A 19622-nucleotide genomic window follows, 5' to 3' on the forward strand; every position below is an offset into this window, starting at 1 on the left:
TGTCGTCTCAGCGCTGGCACGAAGGGCAGAAGAAGGTTGACCGGCCAGCCTGCGTGATGCGGTGGATGGTGCCCCCGCAGCCCGCTGTCCGGCATGCCTCGCCCTCGCGGCCATAGGCTTCGAACCTATGTTGGAAGTAGCCGAGCTCCCCGTCAACCTGTGCATGGTCACGGAGCGTTGATCCACCGGCGATAATCGCCTCGTTCAGCACGTCCCTTATATGGGGCACCAGTCGCTCGGCCCGCTTGCCGGCGACGGTCGAGGCCGTCCGGCGCGGGCTGATCCCGGCGCGCCAGAGCGATTCGCAGACATAGATATTGCCAAGCCCCGCGACGAGCGTCTGATCCAGAAGGGCTGTCTTGATCGGGCCCGAGCGCCCTTTGAGGCCCGCTGACAGGATATCGGCATCGAAGCCGTTACCCAGCGGTTCCGGCCCGATCCGGGCGAGAAGCGGGTGAGCAGCGGCCGCATTCACATCGGTGAAGGCCACTAGGCCGAATCGGCGCGCGTCATTGAAGACAACCCGGTGGCCGGCGTCGGTGACGAAAATGATATGGTCATGCTTGGCGCGGGGCGGAGCGCCCGCGTCTGCCATGATCTGCACGCGGCCCGACATGCCGAGGTGCCAGATCATCACAAGGCCGTCATCCATCTCCATCAGCATATATTTGCTGCGCCGGGAAAGCCCCCTCACCTGCCGCCCGGTCAGCCGTGTCGCAAAATCCGCAGGCACAGGCAGGCGCAGGGTGGGCGCATGCGCCTCGACACGCGCCAGCGTGCGGCCGACAAGGACGGGGCTGAGGCCCCGCGTGACGGTTTCGACTTCGGGAAGTTCCGGCATAAGGCTACTATTCCTGTCCCCGTTTGCGCTTGGCGGGACCGCCTCTCCGGGCTATGGTCCGCCGCGCACCAGCAATCGAGCGGAAGAAGGCATATGTCAAGGACGGATCAGACAGCACAAGGCGGCGCCGCAGGGACCACCCACTTCGGGTTCCGCACCGTGGCCGAGGGCGACAAGGCAGGGCTCGTTCGCGCCGTGTTCGATTCGGTTGCTGACGATTATGACCGCATGAACGATGCCATGAGCTTCGGGGTCCACCGTTTGTGGAAAGACAGCCTGATGGACAGCCTGCGCCCGCGCCCCGGCATGAAGCTGCTGGATGTGGCAGGCGGCACCGGTGATATCGCCTTCCGTTTCCTCGAAGGCGCTCCGAACACCGAGGTCACCGTCTGCGATATCAATGCCGAGATGCTGCGCGTGGGCCGTAAGCGTGCCGAGGAGCGTGGCTTTGCGGATCGTTCGGCGTTTGTATGCGGGGACGCGCAGAAGCTGCCGATCCCGGACCGTTCGATGGACGCCTACACAATTGCCTTCGGAATCCGCAATGTGACCCGCATTCAGGATGCACTTGATGAAGCCTACCGCGTGCTGAAACCCGGCGGGCGCTTCTTCTGCCTTGAATTCAGCCCGGCGGTGGTGCCGATGCTGAAGGGTGCATATGATGCCTACAGTTTCCACCTCATTCCATGGATGGGTGAAAAGATCGCGGGTGACCGCGACAGCTACCAGTATCTGGTGGAAAGCATCCGCCGCTTCCCCGAGCCTGAAACCTTCGCAGGCATGATGGCCAAGGCGGGATTCGGCCGGGTGAAATACCGCACCATGTCGGCGGGTGTCGTGGCCCTTCACAGCGGCTGGCGGCTCTGACGCGATGATCATGGGCCTGCGCCATCTTTTCCGGCTTTATGGTCTGGCCGTTGGCCTGCGCCGTTATGGCGCGCTGCGCGCCCTTTCTTCTATAGAAACGGTGCCGCCCGCCGCCCCCGGCTTCCTGCGTGCTGTCACCTTCTTCATCCCGCGCCGCCGCGACCTGCCGGATGCCCCCGGCGAACGGCTGGCGCTGGCGCTGGCCGCCATGGGGCCGACCTATATCAAGATCGGCCAGACGCTCGCGACCCGGCCCGATCTTGTCGGCCGCCCGCTTGCCGAAGGGCTCGCCACCCTGCAGGACAGCCTGCCGCCATTCCCCTTCAAGGCCGCCCGCGCCACCATCGAAGCCGAACTTGGTGGCAAGCTCGAGGATCATTTCTCGGCTTTCGAGGAAATCCCCGTGGCTGCCGCTTCCATTGCGCAGGTCCACAAGGCGGTCACAACCGATGGCCGCACCGTTGCTGTGAAAGTGTTGCGCCCCGGCATCGAGGCGCGCTTCTCGAAAGACCTTACCCTTTTCGCCTGGCTCGCCGGCATCGCGCAGGCGCGCGTACCGCAAGCGGCGCGCCTGCGCCCCGTGGCTGTGGTTGCAAAACTGAAGGAAACCGTGCTCCGCGAGATGGACCTGCGGCTTGAGGCATCAGCCGCTGCCGAGCTTGCCGATAATATGGCAGGTGAAGTGGGCTACCGCGTGCCAGAGATCGACTGGGACCGCACCTCGAAAAGCGTGATGACGCAGGAATGGGCCAATGGTATCCGCCTTGGCGACCGCGAAGCGCTGGTGGCTGCCGGCCACGACCTCACCGCGCTTTCCGCCCGCATCGTGCAGGCCTTCCTGCTGCAGGCCATGCATGACGGCTATTTCCACGCTGACCTCCATCAGGGCAACCTGATCGTCGAGCCCGACGGTGGCATCGTTGCTGTCGATTTCGGCATCATGGGGCGGCTTTCGAAGCACGACCGACGTTTCCTTGCCGAAATCCTTTATGGCTTCATCGCGCGGGATTATCGCCGGGTGGCCGAAGTGCATTTCGACGCGGGCTATGTGCCGGCCGACCAGTCGGTCGAGGAGTTTACGCAGGCCCTGCGCGCCATTGCCGACCCGATCATGGACCTGCCGGTCGAAAAGATCTCGGCCGGCAAGCTGCTCGCCCAGCTTTTCGCGACCACCGAGCGTTTCTCGATGCAGACCCAGCCGCAACTGCTGCTGCTGCAGCGCTCGATGGTGATGGCGGAGGGGATCGCCATGCATCTCGATCCGCAGGTCAACATGTGGCAGGTCTCGAAGCCGGTGCTTGAAGGCTGGATGCGCGACAACCTGTCGCCTGAGGCCCGGATTGCCGATTTCCTGAAAAGCCTGCCGCGCCTCATGGAGCGCCTGCCCGACCGGGTCGACCGGCTGCTTGCCGAGAAGCCGGCACCCGCGCCGACCGTGATCGTGAAACATGAAAGCCGCCTCGGTGCCTTTGCACTTGGCCTTCTGGCCGGTGCCATCCTGTTGAAACTTCTCCTTCTATAATGGTCCCGAAACCGCTTATATGACGGGGAGCAGGAAATGACGGAAAAGCAGGCCATGACCCTTCAGGGGAAAAGCATCCTTCTTATCATCGGGGGCGGTGTTGCCGCCTACAAGGCGCTGGACCTTTCCCGCCGCCTGATGGAGCGCGGCGCCCGCGTGCGCGGCGTGCTTACAGACGGCGGCCAGCAGTTCATCACGCCGCTCAGCGTCGCAAGCCTGACGGGCGAGCCCTGCTATACCGATTTATTCAGCCTGAAGGACGAGGCCGAGATGGGCCATATCCGCCTTTCCCGCGAGGCGGACCTTGTGCTGATCGCACCCGCCACCGCCGACCTTATGGCGAAGATGGCCAACGGCCTCGCGAACGATCTCGCCTCGACCATTCTTCTCGCGACCGACAAGCCGGTGATGGTGGCGCCCGCGATGAATGCCCAGATGTGGGCGCATCCGGCGACCCGGCGGAATATTGCCACCCTCAAGGGCGACGGCGTCACCTTCGTCGAACCCGGCGACGGCATTCTTGCTTGCGGTGAGGTCGGCCCCGGCAGGCTGGCCGAGGTGATGGATATGGTATCCGCTGTTGAGGCCCATTTCGGCAAAAGCCCGGCGCGTCCGCTCAAAGGCCGCCGCGCCATCGTCACCGCCGGGCCGACGCATGAACCCATTGATCCCGTGCGCTATATCGCCAACCGCTCGTCGGGCCGTCAGGGCTTCGCGGTCGCTGGCGCGCTTGCCAAGCTTGGCGCCGACGTCACGCTGGTCGCCGGCCCCACCCATCTCGCCACCCCGGAAGGTGTGGCCCGCGTGGACGTGGAAACGGCGTGGCAGATGCAGGCGGCCGTCCGCAAGGCGCTGCCCGCCGATATCGCCGTTTGTGTGGCCGCCGTTGCTGACTGGCGGGTCGAAGGCGAAGGCGCGCAGAAGATCAAGAAAACCAAAGCCGGCATCCCCGCACTCAATCTGGTTGAAAACCCGGATATCCTCGCCGGTCTTTCCTCAATGAAGGAAGGCCGCCCGGCACTGATCGTCGGCTTCGCCGCCGAAACCGAACAGGTGATCGATTTCGCCCGCGCCAAGCGCGACCGCAAGGGCTGCGACTGGATCGTGGCCAATGACGTGTCCGCCGCGGGTGGCGCCATGGGCGGGGCCGACAACCAGATCCATCTCATCACACGGGAAGGCGAGGAAAACTGGCCGCGCCTCCCCAAGGAACAGGTCGCGGACCGGCTCGCCGACCGCATTGCCAGCCATTTCGGAGTTTGAAACTTTATGACCGACACGCTTTCGATCCATGTCACCCGCCTGCCCCACGGCCAGAACCTGCCGCTGCCGAAGTATGAAACTGCACAAAGCGCGGGGATGGACCTGATGGCCGCGATCGATGCGCCGATCGAGCTGAAGCCGCTGGCCCGCACGCTTGTGCCCACCGGCCTCGCCATGGCGCTGCCCAAGGGCTACGAAGCGCAGGTCCGTCCGCGTTCGGGCCTTGCGGCCAAGAACGGTGTTTCGGTCCTCAATTCGCCCGGCACCATCGACGCCGACTATCGCGGCGAAGTGAAGGTGATCCTTGTGAACCTCTCCGACACGCCCTTCACCATCGAGCCTGGCATGCGGGTCGCCCAGATGGTGATCGCGCCAGTGACGCAGGGCCACTGGGTCGAGGTAGAAACGCTGGATGAAACCGCGCGCGGCGCGGGCGGCTTCGGCTCCACCGGCACGCGCTGACGCCATGGATTTCACCGACGAGCAGCTGGAGCGTTATGCCCGCCACATCGTCCTCAAGGAGGTTGGCGGCGAGGGGCAGAAAGCGCTCCTCAAGGCGCGCGTGCTGGTGATCGGCGCGGGCGGGCTTGGCTCGCCGCTTCTCCTGTATCTCGCCGCCGCCGGCGTCGGCACCATCGGCATCGTGGACGATGACCGGGTGGCGCTGTCGAACCTGCAGCGCCAGATCGTCTATGGCACCGACGACCTCGCCCAGCGCAAGGTGGATGCCGCGCGCGACCGGCTGCAGGCGCTCAATCCCGATGTGAAGATCGAACGCCACATCCTCCGGCTCGATGAAACCAACGCGCGGGATATGGTGAAGGATTATGACCTCGTCGCTGACGGGTCCGACAATTTCGCCACACGGCTCGCCGTCAATGATGCCTGCGTGGCGCTTGGCAAGACGCTCGTCTCCGCCGCCATTGCAAGCTACGACGGCCAGATCGCAACCTTCAAGCCGCATGCGGGCAAGGGGCTGCCCTGCTACCGCTGCTTCGTGCCGGACCTGCCGGGCGAGGATGCCGACCGCACCTGCGCCGATACCGGCATCCTTGGCGCCGTCGCCGGCGTCGTCGGCAGCCTGCAGGCCTTGGAGGTCATCAAGGAAATCACCGGGATCGGCGACAGCCTCGCCGGCAAACTGATGATCTTCGACGGACTTTCGATGCGCACACGCCTCATCAGCCTGCCGAAGGATCCGGATTGCCCCGTCTGCCGCAAGGTGACCGAACAATGAGCGCACCGCGCCGCAGTCGGCGTCCGATGACACTGATGGTCATCAGCCCCTTTGCCGAGCGCATCCATATGGCGCTGATGACCGGCGCCACCGCCGCCGCGATCGGCCTGCCGGTCACCTTCTTCTTTTCAAAAGGGGCCATTCACGCGCTGAGGAAGGGCGGCTGGGAAACACTGACCACCAGTGACGGCCGCAAGGTGCCGGACATGGATAATGCGCAGGATGAAAAGGGGCTGGCGGATTTCTCGGTCCTTATCGACGCCCTCGCCGCGCTCGAGGCCCGCTTCGTGGCCTGCGAAAACGCCATGACGGAAGAAGGGCTGACGGCCGACGACCTGATCACCCGCCCGGCCATCGAGCTTTCCGGCCTCGCCGACATCATCGAAAAAGGCCATGGCGGCGACTGGCTGACTTTCTGATCAGCCAGTTTCAGCAAATCAGCCGACGGTGCGGAACCGTGCCTGAGGATAGGTGCCCAGAAGCCGCACGCGCTTGGTGTGGAAGCGCAGTTCTTCCATGGCGCGCGACACGTTCGCCATGCCTTCGTGGCCCTCGATATCGGCGTAGAACTCGCTCGCGGTGAAGCTGTCTGATTCGTAATAGCTTTCAAGCTTGGTCATGTTCACATTGTTGGTCGCGAAACCGCCCAGCGCCTTATAGAGCGCGGCCGGAATGTTCCGGACCTCGAAGGTGAAGCTTGTCATCATCGGAACAGTGAATTCAGTGGTTGCAAGCGGTGTGCGGGACAGGACCACGAAGCGCGTGGTGTTGTGCCCCTGATCCTGCAGGTCCGTCTTCACAACGCGCAGGCCATAAACATCCGCCGCCAGCCGGCTGGCAACCGCCGCAACCGATTTGTCACCGCGCTCGGAGATTTCCTTGGCGGCACCCGCCGTATCATAGAAGGGCATCGCGGTGAGGCCGCGGTCACGGATTGCATTGCGGCACTGGCCGAGCGCCTGCACGTGGCTGATCACCGCCTTGAGGTCGGCGTCGGTCGACTCCTTCAAGGCCAGCAGGCAGTGGCGGATCGGCTCGAAATGCTCATCGATAATATAAAGACCCGAACCCGGAAGCAGCATGTGGATGTCGGCAACCCGGCCTGCGGTCGAATTTTCGATCGGGATCATGGCAAGCTGCGCCGTTCCCTTCTTCACCGCATCAAGGGCATCATCGAAGCTCGGGCACGGCAGAACGGCCATGTCCGGAAACTTGGCCATCGCCGCCATGTGCGAATAGGCGCCAAGCTCGCCCTGGAAGGCGATTGTGTTCGATGGATCGGTGGCAGTCGGGCTCATTTCCGGGCTTTCGGTTGAATAATCAGGGCTGACTTTGTGCCAAGCGCCCCCTCGGCTTGTCAACCGGCGTGAGCGCATACTGGCCACGCGCGCAAAGTTTTTGGCGAAAGGGAGAAAATCGTGTAAATCACGGCTTGAGTCAGGGCAGGGGTGCCGCTATTGTCGCCGCGAATTTTTGTCGCTTTGTGGCGCTTGCCCCTCCAAAGGAGAAGAGCCTGTGGATTCCTTCGAGTGGAATAAAGTTTTCGCGTCGGTTATTGCCGGTGCGCTTGTCATCATGGTGATCAGCACGGTTTCCGAGTCGATCTTCCATAAAGAACATGCTGAAAAGCCGGCCTTCACGATTGAAGTAGCCGAAGCTGATGCCGGTGCGGATGAGGCTGCGGCTGAAGAAGGCCCGTCACTGGCCGTGCTGCTGCAAACCGCTGATCCGGCCAAAGGCGAGCGCCAGTTTGCCAAGTGCAAGGCCTGCCACACCGTCGACCAAGGCGGCAAGAATGGCACCGGCCCGAACCTTTATGGCATCGTCGGTCGCGCCATTGGCGGCCATGAAGGCTTCAAATATTCATCGGCTGTCGCAAGCCACGGCGGTGAATGGACCTACGAGCTTCTGGATCACTGGCTCGCCAGCCCGAAAAACACCATTCCGGGCAACTCGATGTCCTTCGCCGGTATCGGCAAGGCCGACCAGCGTGCAGACCTGATCGCCTTCCTGCGCCAGCATGCCGACAGCCCTGTCGCCCTGCCGGCCGTCGAGGAAGCGCCCGCTGAAGAAGCACCAGCCGAGGAAGCCCCGGCCGAGGAAGCTGCGACGGAAGTCACCGGCTCCTGATCGTGCTGAGCGCATAGTTCAAAAGAAACGGCGGGCCCATTGGTCCGCCGTTTTTCGTTCGGGAGGAAGCCATGACGGTCATAGAACTGGATGCAGCGGCAACGCGGAAACGCGCTGGTGAACTTGCCGAGGTTCTGAGGGACTGTGTTGCAGGCGGTGCCTCCGTCAGCTTCATGGCGCCTTATTCGCTTGATGACGCCCTCGCCTTCTGGCACGGCGTGGCGGACAGCATGGTTCGCGGCGAGCGTCACTTGCTGATCGCCGAGGAGGGCGAACGTATCGTCGGCACTGTGCAGCTGGTGGTTAACACACCGCCCAACCAGCCGCACCGGGCCGATGTCGCCAAGATGCTGGTCCATCGCTCCGCCCGCGGCAAAGGTGTGGGGGCCGCCCTCCTGCAGGCGGTCGAGACCTTGGCCCAGGCACACGGGCGCACACTTCTGGTGCTCGATACCGTCACCGGCAGTCCGGCCGACCGGCTATACCGGCGGCACGGCTGGCAGGAAGTCGGCATGATCCCGGATTATGCCCTGCTGCCGGAAGGCGGGCTGGTTTCCACCACGGTCTTCTATCGGAAGCTTGGCTAAGTTTCAGGGGCGGCGATAGCCGAGAAAGGCGGGGTTTTTGCCCTCTGCCGTCAGCCAGTCGGCCACTTCCGACACCCGGTTGATCGTAACCGCCATATGGGTGGCATTCGCATGGATCATGCGGGTTTCATCCACCATCACCCCGACATGGCCGGGGAAGAAGGCGAGATCACCGCGCGAGGGTGCCTCACCGTCGCCGAGCGGTGTGCCGATGCTTTCGCGCTGCAGGTCGCTGTCGCGGTGAACGCGCCTTCCCACTGCCGCCATGGCAAGCTGCACAAGCCCGCTGCAATCAAGCCCCATGAAAGTGCGGCCACCCCACAGGTACGGCGTGCCGATAAAGCGTTCGGCGACGGTTGCGATATCGAGGGCCGGGGCCGCACAGAGCGGTGCCACATGCCCCGAGAAAATCCAGCCCCCATGGCTGAGCGGCAGGAAACGCTGGCGCGGCACATCGTCCGCGAGCGACACAAGCGCCCCCATCGGCAGCGGCATCACGGGCTCGGCCTTCAAGTCCGGATCGCTATAGAGATGGGTGATGCCGGCGGTGACGCGGTGAGAGGCCACGAGCCCGCCGATCCGCTCGAAACCGCTGGCCTGTGCCCAGCCGACATAGGCATCCATCAGGTTGACGACCTTCACCCAGGCGCCGGCCTGTTCGAGGATCGCGACAGGCTCGCCGTAAAGGATTTCGCTGACCGCCCGCGCCCCGTCGTCAGGCGTTGCCTTCAGGCCCGCCCATGGCAGGCGGCAATGGGCATCGACCTTGACGGCCGGGTCAAGCCGGCTGTCGGTCTTCACCCGCCCCTTGGGATCAAGGAGCGGCGGGAAACGGTCGATTGTCCAGAGGTCCGCACGGTTCATTGGCTGGATGCGCCCTCCGCCGCCGCTTCCGCTGCGTCTTGCTCGTCCAGGTCCCGTTCTGCCTGCACCAGCCGGTCCGAAAGCTCGCTCAGGAACACCGCGCCCTTCACCGTGCGCTGCACCAGCACGCTGCGCTTGTCGGCGTCGTCGCGCTTGCGTTTTGCAAGGCCGAGGCGCGACAGCGTATCAAGCGCACGAGTGATCACCGGCTTCGTGACATTATGTTCGGCAGCAAGGCCGCGCACTGTGTGGGGTGGCTCGGTCATATAGACGCTGAGAAGGACGGACATCTGGCGCATTGTCAGGTCCGGCTTGCGGTCGCGCACATCGGCCAGCATCGCCTCGCGCCATAACCGCAGCATCTTCGGGTTTGTCTTTTCACTCATCGCCCAACCCCCATGACCGGAGGCCGGATGATCAGCACGCCCCCGAAACAATCATGGGCGGAGGGTCGCCTATTCGGAGCGCCGGGTCAAGGCGTGCGCCATCACTTTTGCTTGGATTTCAGGCGCCGAAGCGACCCTCAAGGTAACGGAGCATGGCGCGGATGACCTGCGCCTCGCCGCCCTTGGGTCGGCCGGGGCGTGGCTTGGCGTTCCAGGCATAGATATCGAAATGCAGCCAGGGCAATCCCTCGCCCACGAAACGCTGCAGGAACAGGGCTGCGGTGATCGAGCCCGCAAAGCCGCTGTCGGACGCATTGCAGAGGTCAGCAATCGGGCTGTCGAGATCGTCACGGTAGCCGGCATGGAGCGGCATGCGCCACATGGGGTCGCGCACGTCGCCGGACGCTTTCTCGAGCGCCTTCCACACGCCTTCATCGTTGGCATAAGCGGGCGGCAGCTCGGGCCCGAGTGCAACGCGCGCGGCCCCCGTGAGGGTCGCGAAGTCGATCAGGATATCGGGCGTTTCCTCACTTGCAGCGGTCAGCGCGTCCGACAGGACCAGCCGGCCTTCGGCGTCGGTGTTGCCGATCTCGACCGAGAGCCCCTTGCGGGTCGGGAACACATCGCCGGGGCGGAAGGACGAACCGGACACGGAGTTTTCAACCGCCGGGACAAGCACGCGAAGGCGCACCGGCAGATTGCGGCTCATGATCAGGCGGGCAAGCCCGAGCGCATGGGCGGCCCCGCCCATATCCTTCTTCATCAGGCGCATGCCCGAAGCATTCTTGAGATCGAGCCCGCCGGTATCGAAACACACGCCCTTGCCGACAAGCGTTACCTTCGGCGCGGCCTCGTCGCCCCATGTCATGTCGATCAGGCGGGGGGCGCGGCCCTCTTCGGCTGCGCGACCGACCGCATGGATCATCGGGTAATTCTCGTCCAGAAGTTCCTCGCCGACGAGGGTGGAAATGGAAGCCCCGAATTCCTCGGCCAGTTCCTCGGCCGCATCCTGCAGCGCGTCCGGGCCCATGTCCTCGGCGGGTGTGTTGACAAGATCGCGCACGAGCGTCACGGCCTCGGCTTCCTGCCACACCGGCACCGGGTCGGCGCCGTCCGGCAGCATCAGCACGACCGGTGTCTTGCCGTTCGATGCCTTGTACCGATCGAAGCCATATTGCGCGAGACACCAGCCAAGTGCCGCCGTTTCTGCAAAAGTCCGACCAGCAGTTGCCAGCTTGTAGGTACCCGCAGGAACAGCAGCCGGGACAGCCGCAATCACGAAGGGATCAAGCGCCTTCGCATCGCGGGCGCCGAGCCCCACAAGCACCGCCTTCACGCTACCCTTCGGGCCGGGTACAAGGCAGACGCTATCTTCCCCTGCTTTGAAACCAACCGTCGCTGCCCATTCGCGCGCGCCTGCAGGCAGGCGTTTGCCATTCGCGAGGTCCGCAGGCGACACCAGATGGATCGGTGTGGCGTCCAGCGTCTTGTCAAACGGGGCGAGGCATTCGATGGGGGCGGGCATGGGGGTATCCTTTCCGCTGGAAGACCGGCGAGGGGCCTTATACTTCGGGCGCGATGGTGACGGCGAGGCCTTCCATGTCGCCCGAGACCTCGATCTGGCACGAAAGGCGGCTCTTGCCCGGCTGGAAGCATTCGCTGTCCTCGATCAGCATGGCCTCGTCGTCGGCCTGCGCGGGGAGCTTGTCGTACCAGTCACCTTCCACATAGACATGGCAGGTGCAGCACGAACAGCAGCCGCCGCAGATGGCTTGCAGATCGTCGAAATCGTTGGCGCGGATATTTTCCATCAGGCTCATGCCTTCATCGGCATCGATGGTGCGCGTCTGACCTGCGAGATTGGTGACCGAAATCTTGACCATTGCTGGCTCCTGTACCGTAACTGAAATCGGGCGCCAGTGGAGCCCATGACCGCCTCAAAATCAAGGGGGCTTTCAGCAACAGAGACGGGAGCCAGTCAGTGCCCCGTTGCCGGCAGGTGGACAAATGCCTTTGTGCCTGCCCCGAAGGCGCCGCCAATTTCAAGTTCGCCGCCGAGCAATCGCACCAGCCGGCTGCAGATCACAAGACCGAGCCCCGTGTTGCCAATTTCGAACCGGTTGCGATCATAGCTCGGATTGCCAAGCTCGATGAAGGTGCGCAGGGTTTCCAACTGGTGCTCCTGCATGCCGGGGCCGGTGTCCGACACCTCGATCACCACCCTCGCGCCTTCGCGCCGCGTGGTGATGCGCACATGGCCTTGGTCTGTGTGGCGCACGGCATTACTGACCAGGTTGGCAATCACCTGCCGCAAGCGCACCCCGCTCGAATGCAGGTGGATGCCTTCCTCAAAGTCGGTAATAAGCGCGATGCCCTTGCGCACGGCGGCCTGCCGGAACATATCCGCCACCGCCTGCATTTCGCTGGCGAGCAAGATGTCCTCTCGCCCCAGTTCCACCTCTCCCGCCTCGATCTGCGACAGGTCGATGATATCGCCGAGAAGTTCAGCCAGATGGCTGCTGCTTTTCTTGATGGCGTCGACATAGCCCTTGTAACGCTCGCTGCCCACCGGGCCGAACATCTCGGCCTGCATGATTTCCGAAAAGCCGACAATCGCATTGAGCGGGGTGCGCAGTTCGTGGCTCATGTGCGACAGGAAAACGGATTTGGCCCGCGAGGCCGCCTCTGCTGTGCGCTGTGCCTTTCTGGCCCGGGCAAGGGCGCACTTTTCCGCCTGTTCGAAACGGCTGATCAGCACATAGATCAGGACCGAGGTGGCAAGAACGAAGAAGACGCCCTTGATGCTTTGCACCTGCAGGGCATTGTCCGGAAACAACATTTCAACGATACGGTCCGAACCCAGAATCCAGGCTGTGGACGCCATCGCATAGATCAGCGTGAGCCGCAGGGCGAAGGAGCGAAAAAATCTGCCCATTCAATCCACCACTGAGAGCCGATGGTCTCGCATGATTCTACCCCCAACACCCGCGATCCCCATGAATATGCCGCCAGCCTCCCCAAGTTTGGGCCCGAAAGCAACCATCAACTGCATAGGCCGCAGAGCAGGTCGCATAACTGATCTATTTTGTCGATTACTAAATAGAAATCTATCGATTGGATCAATTTCAGCGCCACGGGTATGAAGATGTTGCAGCCGGAAACGGCGACCCATTTTTCAAACAGGAGACATTCCCGTGAGCTTGATCAACAAATCGATCCCGACCTTCAAAGCCGAAGCCTTCCACAATGGCGAATTCCGCACCATCACCGACGCCGACGTGAAGGGCAAATGGTCGATCTTCATCTTCTACCCGGCCGACTTCACCTTCGTCTGCCCGACCGAGCTTGAAGACATGGCCCATCATTATGAAGAGCTGCAGAAGCTCGGCGTTGAAGTTTACTCGGTCTCGACCGACACCCACTTCAGCCACAAGGCATGGCACGATAGCTCCGATGCTATCGGCAAGATCAAGTTCCCGATGCTCGGCGACCCGACCGGTACCATCACCCGCGGTTTCGACGTGATGATCGAAGAAGACGGCCTCGCCCTGCGCGGCACCTTCCTCGCCAACCCCGAAGGCATCATCAAGGTTGCTGAAATCCACGACCTCGGCATTGGCCGCTCGGCAAAGGACATGCTCCGTAAGGTCAAGGCTGCCCAGTATGTCGCGACCCACGATGGTGAGGTCTGCCCGGCTGCCTGGGAAGAAGGCCAGAAGACCCTGACCCCGAGCCTCGACCTCGTCGGCAAGATCTAAGTAACTCGCGTTTCCTCCCTGAGCACTGGCGGCACACCTTTCAATCCCCTCGGGGTGTGCCGCCTTTTCTTTGCCCAACGCCCAAACACGGAGCCCCATCATGTTCAACAAGGAAACCCTCGACGCCCTCAAAGGCTATCTGGCCTCCATGCAGCATGACATCACCTTCGTGCTGCAAACGGGTGAGCACGCCAAGCGTGCCGAACTGAAAGAATTCCTGGAGGCCGTAGCCTCCACCTCGCCGCGTGTGACCCTCACCGAGCGCGACACCGCAGGCGCCCTTGCAAGCCCCGTCAGCTTCCTTCTGGAACGCGACGGCGTGGACAGCGGCGTGCGCTTCTCCGGCATCCCGGCGGGCCACGAGTTCAATTCGCTGATTCTCGCTGTGCTGCATCTCTCCGGCACGCCGATCAAGCTGGATGACACGATCCGCGGCCTGATCGAAGGCGTGGCCGAGACACTGGATTTCCAGGTTTTCGTCAGCCTGTCGTGTCACAATTGCCCGGACGTGGTTCAAAGCCTAAACCAGTTTGCCGCCCTCAATCCCGCGATCCGCAGCGAGATGATCGATGGCGGTGTCTTCCCCGAGCTTGTGGAGCAGCACAATATCCAGGGCGTGCCCACGGTGCTGCTGAACGGCAAGCCGTTCGCCACCGGCAAGATCGACACGTCGGTGATCATCTCGAAGCTTCTGGAAGCCTATCCGCACCTGAAAGACGGTGCTGCGAAGAAAGCCGAACCCCTGCCCCTGCAGGATGTGACGGTGATAGGCGGCGGCCCGGCCGGCGTCAGTGCGGCCATCTATGCCGCCCGCAAGGGCCTGAAGGTCACGATGATTGCCGAACGCTTCGGCGGTCAGGTGAAGGATACGATGGGGATCGAGAACCTCATCTCCGTGCCCAAAACCACCGGCCCCGAGCTTTCGAACAACCTGATGGCGCACCTCAAGGATTATGAAGTGACCCTGAAGGAACATGTCCGCGTCGAGGCGGTCGAAAAAGGCCCGATCAAACGCCTGACGCTGACCTCCGGCGAAGTGATTGCCACCCGCAGCCTGATCGTCGCGACCGGTGCCCAGTGGCGCCAGCTCGGCGTGCCGGGCGAGCGCGAAAATATCGGCCAGGGTGTGGCTTACTGCCCGCACTGCGATGGCCCCTTCTTCAAGGGGCGCGACGTGGCAGTGATCGGCGGCGGCAACTCGGGTATCGAGGCAGCCCTTGACCTCGCCGGGATCGTCAAATCCGTCACCGTGTTCGAGTTCCTGCCTGAGCTGAAGGCCGACAAGGTGCTGGTCGACCAGGCCCTGAAGCGCAGCAACATCACCATCGTGAAGAATGCCGCGACGAAGGAAATCACGGCCGCCGACGCCAAGGTGAACGGCCTTGTCTACGAAGACCGCGCGACGGGCGAGCAGAAGCGTTGGGATGGCGCCGGCATCTTCGTGCAGATCGGCCTTGTCCCGAACAGCAAGTTCATGGAAGGCGTGGTGGATATGACCCGCTACGGCGAGATCAAGATCAACGAGAAAGGTGAAACTTCTGAGCCCGGCATCTATGCCTGCGGCGACGTGACGACCGTGCCCTACAAGCAGATCGTGGTTGCCATGGGCGAAGGCGCCAAGGCCTCGCTTGCCGCCTTCGAATATCTGATGCTGAACGAAGCCGAGAGCCTCGCCGCCTGATCGGCGCCATTGAGAACAATCAGAAGCCCCCCGAGCCCCCGTGGCCGGGGGCTTTTCTTTTGTCCGGACCGCAATTCGGCAGTCCTTGACAAAAATACTTTAAGATATATCTTAATTGCATCTGAAACACTCAAAGAGAAAAATAATGAGACACAGACAGCACAGATTCGCCCACGGCCCGAGCCGTCACGACGAAGCGAGGGACGACGATCTTTTTCACGAAAGCCATGAACACCGGCATCGCCACGGACCGGGCCACGGCCGGCGTCGTATCCTTGATTCGGCCGAGCTTCGGCTCGTTCTCCTCAAGCTGATCGCCGAGGAGCCCCGCCACGGTTACGACCTGATCCAGGCGGTGGGCGGGCTGACCTCCAGCGCCTATGCGCCGAGCCCCGGTGTGGTCTATCCCGCCCTGTCGGTGCTTGAAGACACCGGCATGATCGATCCTGTCCAGTCGGAAGGCGCGAAGAAAGCCTTCGCCATCACGGCCGCGGGCGAGGCGGAACTCGCCGACAAGGCGGATATGGTGGAGACCATCTTCCAGAAGCTTTCATCCCTGACCCCGGCCGAAGAAATGCCTGACGCCGCCCCCGTGAAACGGGCCATGAACAACCTGCGTTTCGCGCTGCGCACCGCACTCCACCGCGGTAACACCCGCAAGGATCTGGCCCACGATATCGCCGCGATCCTCGATAGTGCCGCCCAGCAGATCGAGCGGCTGGACTGAGGGGGAGAGGCCATGACTTACGTATCGAAGGCGGACGTCGCCACACCGCACGCCAGCCGCTACCTGCAGCAACTGTGCAAGCACTGGAGCCACAATCTGGCGGTGGAGTTCACGCCAACAGCTGGCACGGTCACTTTCCCCAGGGACGCCCGCGGAGCCGACTGGCCGGGGGACGCGCGGCTGACGCTCGCGGCGAGCGCTGACACGCTGACCTGCCATCTGGCGGCAAGTGCGGACGAGCAGCTCGAAGCCCTGCAGGGCACGGTGGAGCGACATATCAACCGCTTTGCCTTCCGCGAGGGTGAGCTGGCCTTCAGTTGGCAGCACAGCGAATAGATAAAACGAAAACGGCGGCGCCACTGGCACCGCCGTTTCCTTTTTTAGTTATGTGACCGGGTCAGTAGCGCCCGAGGTTCATCACCTTGGTCCAGGCGGCCACGAAGTCTTTCACGAACTTGTCTTCACCGCCCGCATAGGCATAGACCTCGGCAATCGCCCGAAGCTCACTGTTGGAGCCGAAGGCGAGATCAACCGGCGTTGCCGTCCATTTCAGCTTGCCGGTTGCTCGGTCATGGCCTTCATAGACACCTTCCGCCTTTTCCGCCTTCTTCCACTCGGTCGAAAGATCGAGGAGATTGACGAAGAAGTCGTTGTTCAATGTACCTGGCTGGTCGGTGAAGACGCCGTGCTTCGCCTTGCCCGCATTGGCGCCAAGTGACCTCATGCCACCGACGAGCGCCGTCATTTCCGGTACCGACAGATTGAGAAGAGCTGCTTTTTCCACCAGCATTTCGGCGGGCGAGCGTTTGTTGCCCGCTTCGAAATAGTTGCGGAAACCGTCAGCAGTTGGCTTCAGGAAACTGAAGGACTGGACGTCCGTCATTTCCTGCGTGGCGTCGTTGCGACCCGGCGTGAAGGGGACCTCAACCGGATGACCGGCTTTCTTCGCCGCATCTTCGATCGCTGCCGCACCACCAAGGACAATCAGGTCTGCCATCGACACTTTCGTGCCGTCTTTCTGGGCCTTGTTGAAATCCTTTTGGATGCCTTCAAGCTTCTTCAGCACCTTCTGCAGTTCGGCCGGGTCATTGGCGGCCCAGTCCTTCTGCGGGGCAAGGCGGACGCGACCGCCATCGGCACCCCCGCGCATGTCGGTGCCCCGGAAGCTTGAAGCCGACGACCATGCCGCGCGGACAAGCTCATCCGTTTTCAGGCCGGACGACAGGATTTTCGCCTTCAGGTCCTTCACGTCGGCGGCGTCGATCAGCTTATAATCAACCGCCGGGATCGGGTCCTGCCACGCCAGCTCTTCCTTCGGCACCATGGAACCGAGATAACGCGAGCGCGGCCCAAGGTCACGGTGGGTCAGCTTGAACCATGCCTTCGCGAAGGCCAGCTCAAACTCTTCCGGGTTTTCAAGGAAGCGTTTGGTGATCTTGGCATATTCAGGATCTTCCTTCAAAGCGAGGTCGGTCGTGAACATGATCGGTGCATGGAACTTATCCGGGTCGTGGGCGTCCGGCACCATCTGGGCAGCGTTCGGATCATCGGGGATCCACTGCGTGGCACCAGCCGGGCTCTTCGTCTTCACCCAGTTGAAGGCATAGAGGTTTTCAAGATAGTTCATACTCCACTGCGTCGGGCTCACCGTCCATGCACCTTCAAGGCCCGAGGTGATCGTGTCGGCGCCCTTGCCGGATTTGTACTTGCTTCTCCAGCCCTGACCTTGGGCTTCTACGCCTTCGGACTCCGGATCCGGGCCTACATATTTGGACGGATCAGCCGCGCCGTGCGCCTTGCCGAACGTGTGACCGCCAGCGATCAGCGCCACGGTTTCCTCGTCATTCATCGCCATGCGGCCGAAGGTGTCGCGGATATCCTTGGCGGCAAGGAGCGGATCGGGAACACCATTCGGCCCTTCCGGGTTCACATAGATGAGGCCCATCTGCACGGCAGCGAGCGGGTTTTCGAGATCGCGTTCGCCCGTATAGCGCTCGTCGCCGAGCCATTCGCCCTCGGGGCCCCAGTAAACTTCCTCGGGTTCCCAGCCATCAACGCGGCCACCGGCGAAGCCAAAGGTCTTGAAGCCCATCGATTCCATGGCAACGGTACCGGTGAGCACCATCAGGTCGCCCCAGGAAATCTTGTCGCCATATTTCTGTTTGATCGGCCACAGGAGGAGCCGGGCCTTGTCGAGGTTGGCGTTATCGGGCCAGCTGTTCAAGGGCGCGAAGCGCTGCATGCCGCCGTCCGAACCGCCACGACCGTCCATCACGCGGTAGGTGCCAGCGCTGTGCCAGGCCATGCGGATGAAGAAGGGGCCATAATGGCCATAGTCGGCCGGCCACCAGTCCTGCGAGGTGGTCATCGCCGCCTCGATATCCTTTTTTACGGCCTCAAGATCGAGGGTCGCAAACGCCTTCGCATAATCGAAATTCGGCCCCATCGGGTCGGACTTCGCCGAATTCATCCGAAGCGGGCCAAGGTCCAGCCGGTTCGGCCACCAGTAATCGTTGGTCGGGCCGCCATCCTTCATTGCCATATGGGCAGTCTTGGCGGCGGTCTCCTCCGCAATGGCAGGGTTTACGAGTGCAGTGGACGAAATGCCCATCGCCAGCACTGCAAGTAAAGGCATCGATTTTCTGAATATCGACATGATTGGTCTCCTTCCATTCCCCTCTGGACGTGGATATTTCCACGAGGCCAACAGGATATGGGACGGGGACTTCTGCGGATAATTGAAAAACCTGATAACCGTTTAAGGAGAATTCGATTAGTCAGGGTAGTGCTTCACCGGCTTTTTCGATGAAGCCGAGTCGCGGATACTGCAATTCAGCCTGTAGCGCCTGTGTCGCCACTCAGCTGGCTGCGGAATTTCTCATAGCGGGCCATATGATCGGCGAAGCTGCCGTCCATCCGGTCGGTCACCGCCGCAACGAGCGCTTCCGATAGCGCCACCGCCGCCGTCTGGCTATCGAACGGGGTCGGAAACTCGATCCGCACGGGCAAAACGATATCGGCCACCTCGGCCACCGGTGACAGATAGGGATCGGTGATCAACAGCACGGTGGCCCCAGCTTTTGCCGCCGCACTGGCAAAACGACGGGTGCTTTCGCTGTAGCGCCGGAAGTCATAGACAACCGCCAGCGTGTTGCGGCCCATATCCATCAGGACGCGGGTCCGCGCCAGCGCGTCTTCGGGCACAAAGGCGGTGCGGGGGCGCAGCTGCTGCAACTGCAGCACCAGATAATGGGCAACGAGCTGCGAGGTGCGCCCGCCAACAGCCACCAAAGGATGCTTCTGGTCGCTCAGCAGCTCGACCGCGCGGTCGAACTCGGCAAGCGGCAGGCGGGAGAGCGTTTCCTTGAGCCCGTCTTCAAGTACCGAAAAGGCTGCCGCCGCCGGATGGTCGCCGGGGGGCAATTCCTGCCCTTCAAAACGCGAGAGCGGCGTCTGGCTCCTAGCCTTCACCTCGCCGATCAGATGCTGCTGGAATGCCGGATAGCTTTCGAACCCGAGCCGGGCAACAAAGCGGATCACCGTCTGGCCGCTCACCGCACTGCGGCTGGCGAGCTCGGCTACCGTTTGCAGGCCCGCAGCGGGATAGTCGGCAAGCAGCACGCGCGCCACCTTGCGTTCCGATTTGGTGAAGCTTTCCGTCTCGTTGCGGATACAGTCGAACAAGGATTGACCGGCTTCCAAATTTCATCTCCCCTGATCGCCAAGCAGGCAGGCAATTCAACTCGTTGTCGCATATTG

Annotated in this window: 21 protein-coding genes; 12 read left to right on the top strand and 9 right to left on the bottom strand. The window is 62.5% G+C overall.

Annotation, left to right across the window (positions count from 1 at the left end; genetic code table 11):
* Nucleotides 1-7 precede the first annotated feature (7 nt).
* The gene (mutM, locus tag OU694_RS09900) at nucleotides 8-841 is read right to left on the bottom strand and encodes a bifunctional DNA-formamidopyrimidine glycosylase/DNA-(apurinic or apyrimidinic site) lyase (protein ID WP_308910841.1); all 834 of its coding nucleotides are present in this window, start codon (nucleotides 839-841) and stop codon (nucleotides 8-10) included.
* Between the two features lie 93 nt (nucleotides 842-934).
* Here mutM and ubiE point away from each other — a divergent pair, with 93 nt between their 5' ends.
* From ubiE to OU694_RS09930, 6 genes are read left to right on the top strand one after another with little or no spacing between them, the layout of a single operon-like run.
* The gene (gene ubiE, locus OU694_RS09905) at nucleotides 935-1708 is read left to right on the top strand and encodes a bifunctional demethylmenaquinone methyltransferase/2-methoxy-6-polyprenyl-1,4-benzoquinol methylase UbiE (RefSeq protein WP_308910842.1); all 774 of its coding nucleotides are present in this window, start codon (nucleotides 935-937) and stop codon (nucleotides 1706-1708) included.
* Nucleotides 1709-1718: 10 nt separating this feature from the next.
* Nucleotides 1719-3230 carry a 2-polyprenylphenol 6-hydroxylase gene (gene ubiB, locus OU694_RS09910; protein ID WP_308910843.1) on the top strand — a complete coding sequence of 504 codons (1512 nt, stop codon included), beginning with the start codon at nucleotides 1719-1721 and terminating at the stop codon, nucleotides 3228-3230.
* Between the two features lie 36 nt (nucleotides 3231-3266).
* Entirely contained in the window at nucleotides 3267-4493 is a 1227-nt protein-coding gene (gene coaBC / locus OU694_RS09915; protein ID WP_308910844.1) for a bifunctional phosphopantothenoylcysteine decarboxylase/phosphopantothenate--cysteine ligase CoaBC, read from the top strand.
* A gap of 6 nt (nucleotides 4494-4499) precedes the next feature.
* A complete protein-coding gene (gene dut / locus OU694_RS09920; protein WP_308910845.1) occupies nucleotides 4500-4955 on the top strand; it encodes a dUTP diphosphatase in 456 nt (151 codons plus the stop codon).
* Nucleotides 4956-4959: 4 nt separating this feature from the next.
* Nucleotides 4960-5730 (top strand): HesA/MoeB/ThiF family protein, encoded by a 771-nt coding sequence (locus tag OU694_RS09925; protein WP_373460352.1) that lies wholly within the window; start codon nucleotides 4960-4962, stop codon nucleotides 5728-5730.
* Nucleotides 5727-6149, top strand: a complete 423-nt coding sequence (locus tag OU694_RS09930; protein ID WP_308910847.1) for a DsrE family protein — start codon at nucleotides 5727-5729, stop codon at nucleotides 6147-6149. The genes OU694_RS09925 and OU694_RS09930 overlap by 4 nt, the downstream gene beginning before the upstream one ends.
* 18 nt (nucleotides 6150-6167) lie before the next feature.
* Here the strand turns inward: OU694_RS09930 and OU694_RS09935 are convergent, their stop codons facing one another.
* A complete protein-coding gene (locus tag OU694_RS09935) occupies nucleotides 6168-7028 on the bottom strand; it encodes a prephenate dehydratase (protein WP_308910848.1) in 861 nt (286 codons plus the stop codon).
* A gap of 217 nt (nucleotides 7029-7245) precedes the next feature.
* Here OU694_RS09935 and OU694_RS09940 point away from each other — a divergent pair, with 217 nt between their 5' ends.
* Entirely contained in the window at nucleotides 7246-7860 is a 615-nt protein-coding gene (locus tag OU694_RS09940) for a c-type cytochrome (RefSeq protein ID WP_308910849.1), read from the top strand.
* Nucleotides 7861-7931: 71 nt separating this feature from the next.
* The gene (locus tag OU694_RS09945) at nucleotides 7932-8447 is read left to right on the top strand and encodes a GNAT family N-acetyltransferase (RefSeq protein WP_308910850.1); all 516 of its coding nucleotides are present in this window, start codon (nucleotides 7932-7934) and stop codon (nucleotides 8445-8447) included.
* Nucleotides 8448-8450: 3 nt separating this feature from the next.
* Here the strand turns inward: OU694_RS09945 and OU694_RS09950 are convergent, their stop codons facing one another.
* The 5 genes from OU694_RS09950 to OU694_RS09970 all read right to left on the bottom strand — a co-directional run bounded on the left by OU694_RS09950 (nucleotide 8451) and on the right by OU694_RS09970 (nucleotide 12632).
* On the bottom strand, nucleotides 8451-9311 hold the full coding sequence (locus tag OU694_RS09950; protein ID WP_308910851.1) for a C40 family peptidase: 861 nt from the start codon (nucleotides 9309-9311) through the stop codon (nucleotides 8451-8453).
* Nucleotides 9308-9697: a MarR family winged helix-turn-helix transcriptional regulator gene (locus OU694_RS09955; protein WP_308910852.1), complete on the bottom strand. Its 390-nt coding sequence runs from the start codon at nucleotides 9695-9697 to the stop codon at nucleotides 9308-9310. Before OU694_RS09955 ends, OU694_RS09950 begins: the two co-directional genes overlap by 4 nt.
* A 118-nt stretch (nucleotides 9698-9815) precedes the next feature.
* Nucleotides 9816-11222, bottom strand: a complete 1407-nt coding sequence (locus OU694_RS09960; RefSeq protein WP_308910853.1) for a leucyl aminopeptidase family protein — start codon at nucleotides 11220-11222, stop codon at nucleotides 9816-9818.
* Between the two features lie 37 nt (nucleotides 11223-11259).
* On the bottom strand, nucleotides 11260-11580 hold the full coding sequence (locus OU694_RS09965) for a 2Fe-2S iron-sulfur cluster-binding protein (protein ID WP_308910854.1): 321 nt from the start codon (nucleotides 11578-11580) through the stop codon (nucleotides 11260-11262).
* Between the two features lie 95 nt (nucleotides 11581-11675).
* Nucleotides 11676-12632, bottom strand: a complete 957-nt coding sequence (locus OU694_RS09970) for a sensor histidine kinase (RefSeq protein WP_308910855.1) — start codon at nucleotides 12630-12632, stop codon at nucleotides 11676-11678.
* Between the two features lie 259 nt (nucleotides 12633-12891).
* Here OU694_RS09970 and ahpC point away from each other — a divergent pair, with 259 nt between their 5' ends.
* The 4 genes from ahpC (at nucleotide 12892) to OU694_RS09990 (ending at nucleotide 16199) form a co-directional block, all read left to right on the top strand.
* Complete coding sequence (ahpC, locus tag OU694_RS09975; RefSeq protein WP_308910856.1) at nucleotides 12892-13455, top strand: alkyl hydroperoxide reductase subunit C; 564 nt, start codon at nucleotides 12892-12894, stop codon at nucleotides 13453-13455.
* Nucleotides 13456-13555: 100 nt separating this feature from the next.
* Nucleotides 13556-15136, top strand: a complete 1581-nt coding sequence (ahpF, locus tag OU694_RS09980) for an alkyl hydroperoxide reductase subunit F (protein ID WP_308910857.1) — start codon at nucleotides 13556-13558, stop codon at nucleotides 15134-15136.
* Nucleotides 15137-15281: 145 nt separating this feature from the next.
* Nucleotides 15282-15863, top strand: a complete 582-nt coding sequence (locus OU694_RS09985; protein WP_308910858.1) for a PadR family transcriptional regulator — start codon at nucleotides 15282-15284, stop codon at nucleotides 15861-15863.
* A 12-nt stretch (nucleotides 15864-15875) separates the two neighbouring features.
* The gene (locus OU694_RS09990) at nucleotides 15876-16199 is read left to right on the top strand and encodes a DUF2218 domain-containing protein (RefSeq protein WP_308910859.1); all 324 of its coding nucleotides are present in this window, start codon (nucleotides 15876-15878) and stop codon (nucleotides 16197-16199) included.
* A 61-nt stretch (nucleotides 16200-16260) separates the two neighbouring features.
* On the opposite strand, the gene katG is transcribed toward OU694_RS09990, so the two are convergent.
* Nucleotides 16261-18513, bottom strand: coding sequence for a catalase/peroxidase HPI (gene katG, locus OU694_RS09995; protein WP_373460353.1), 2253 nt, complete (start codon nucleotides 18511-18513; stop codon nucleotides 16261-16263).
* A 182-nt stretch (nucleotides 18514-18695) separates the two neighbouring features.
* Nucleotides 18696-19565 carry a MurR/RpiR family transcriptional regulator gene (locus OU694_RS10000; protein ID WP_308910861.1) on the bottom strand — a complete coding sequence of 290 codons (870 nt, stop codon included), beginning with the start codon at nucleotides 19563-19565 and terminating at the stop codon, nucleotides 18696-18698.
* Nucleotides 19566-19622 lie beyond the last annotated feature (57 nt).

Source organism: Pseudokordiimonas caeni (assembly GCF_026719705.1).
GTDB lineage: Bacteria > Pseudomonadota > Alphaproteobacteria > Sphingomonadales > Kordiimonadaceae > Gimibacter > Gimibacter caeni.

Bases quoted from the DNA above. Each gene is read 5' to 3' on its own strand.
- mutM (WP_308910841.1), bottom strand. From the start codon at position 841: ATGCCGGAACTTCCCGAAGTCGAAACCGTCACGCGGGGCCTCAGCCCC.
- ubiE (WP_308910842.1), top strand. From the start codon at position 935: ATGTCAAGGACGGATCAGACAGCACAAGGCGGCGCCGCAGGGACCACC.
- ubiB (WP_308910843.1), top strand. From the start codon at position 1,719: ATGGGCCTGCGCCATCTTTTCCGGCTTTATGGTCTGGCCGTTGGCCTG.
- coaBC (WP_308910844.1), top strand. From the start codon at position 3,267: ATGACGGAAAAGCAGGCCATGACCCTTCAGGGGAAAAGCATCCTTCTT.
- dut (WP_308910845.1), top strand. From the start codon at position 4,500: ATGACCGACACGCTTTCGATCCATGTCACCCGCCTGCCCCACGGCCAG.
- OU694_RS09925 (WP_373460352.1), top strand. From the start codon at position 4,960: ATGGATTTCACCGACGAGCAGCTGGAGCGTTATGCCCGCCACATCGTC.
- OU694_RS09930 (WP_308910847.1), top strand. From the start codon at position 5,727: ATGAGCGCACCGCGCCGCAGTCGGCGTCCGATGACACTGATGGTCATC.
- OU694_RS09935 (WP_308910848.1), bottom strand. From the start codon at position 7,028: ATGAGCCCGACTGCCACCGATCCATCGAACACAATCGCCTTCCAGGGC.
- OU694_RS09945 (WP_308910850.1), top strand. From the start codon at position 7,932: ATGACGGTCATAGAACTGGATGCAGCGGCAACGCGGAAACGCGCTGGT.
- OU694_RS09950 (WP_308910851.1), bottom strand. From the start codon at position 9,311: ATGAACCGTGCGGACCTCTGGACAATCGACCGTTTCCCGCCGCTCCTT.
- OU694_RS09955 (WP_308910852.1), bottom strand. From the start codon at position 9,697: ATGAGTGAAAAGACAAACCCGAAGATGCTGCGGTTATGGCGCGAGGCG.
- OU694_RS09960 (WP_308910853.1), bottom strand. From the start codon at position 11,222: ATGCCCGCCCCCATCGAATGCCTCGCCCCGTTTGACAAGACGCTGGAC.
- OU694_RS09965 (WP_308910854.1), bottom strand. From the start codon at position 11,580: ATGGTCAAGATTTCGGTCACCAATCTCGCAGGTCAGACGCGCACCATC.
- OU694_RS09970 (WP_308910855.1), bottom strand. From the start codon at position 12,632: ATGGGCAGATTTTTTCGCTCCTTCGCCCTGCGGCTCACGCTGATCTAT.
- ahpF (WP_308910857.1), top strand. From the start codon at position 13,556: ATGTTCAACAAGGAAACCCTCGACGCCCTCAAAGGCTATCTGGCCTCC.
- OU694_RS09985 (WP_308910858.1), top strand. From the start codon at position 15,282: ATGAGACACAGACAGCACAGATTCGCCCACGGCCCGAGCCGTCACGAC.
- OU694_RS09990 (WP_308910859.1), top strand. From the start codon at position 15,876: ATGACTTACGTATCGAAGGCGGACGTCGCCACACCGCACGCCAGCCGC.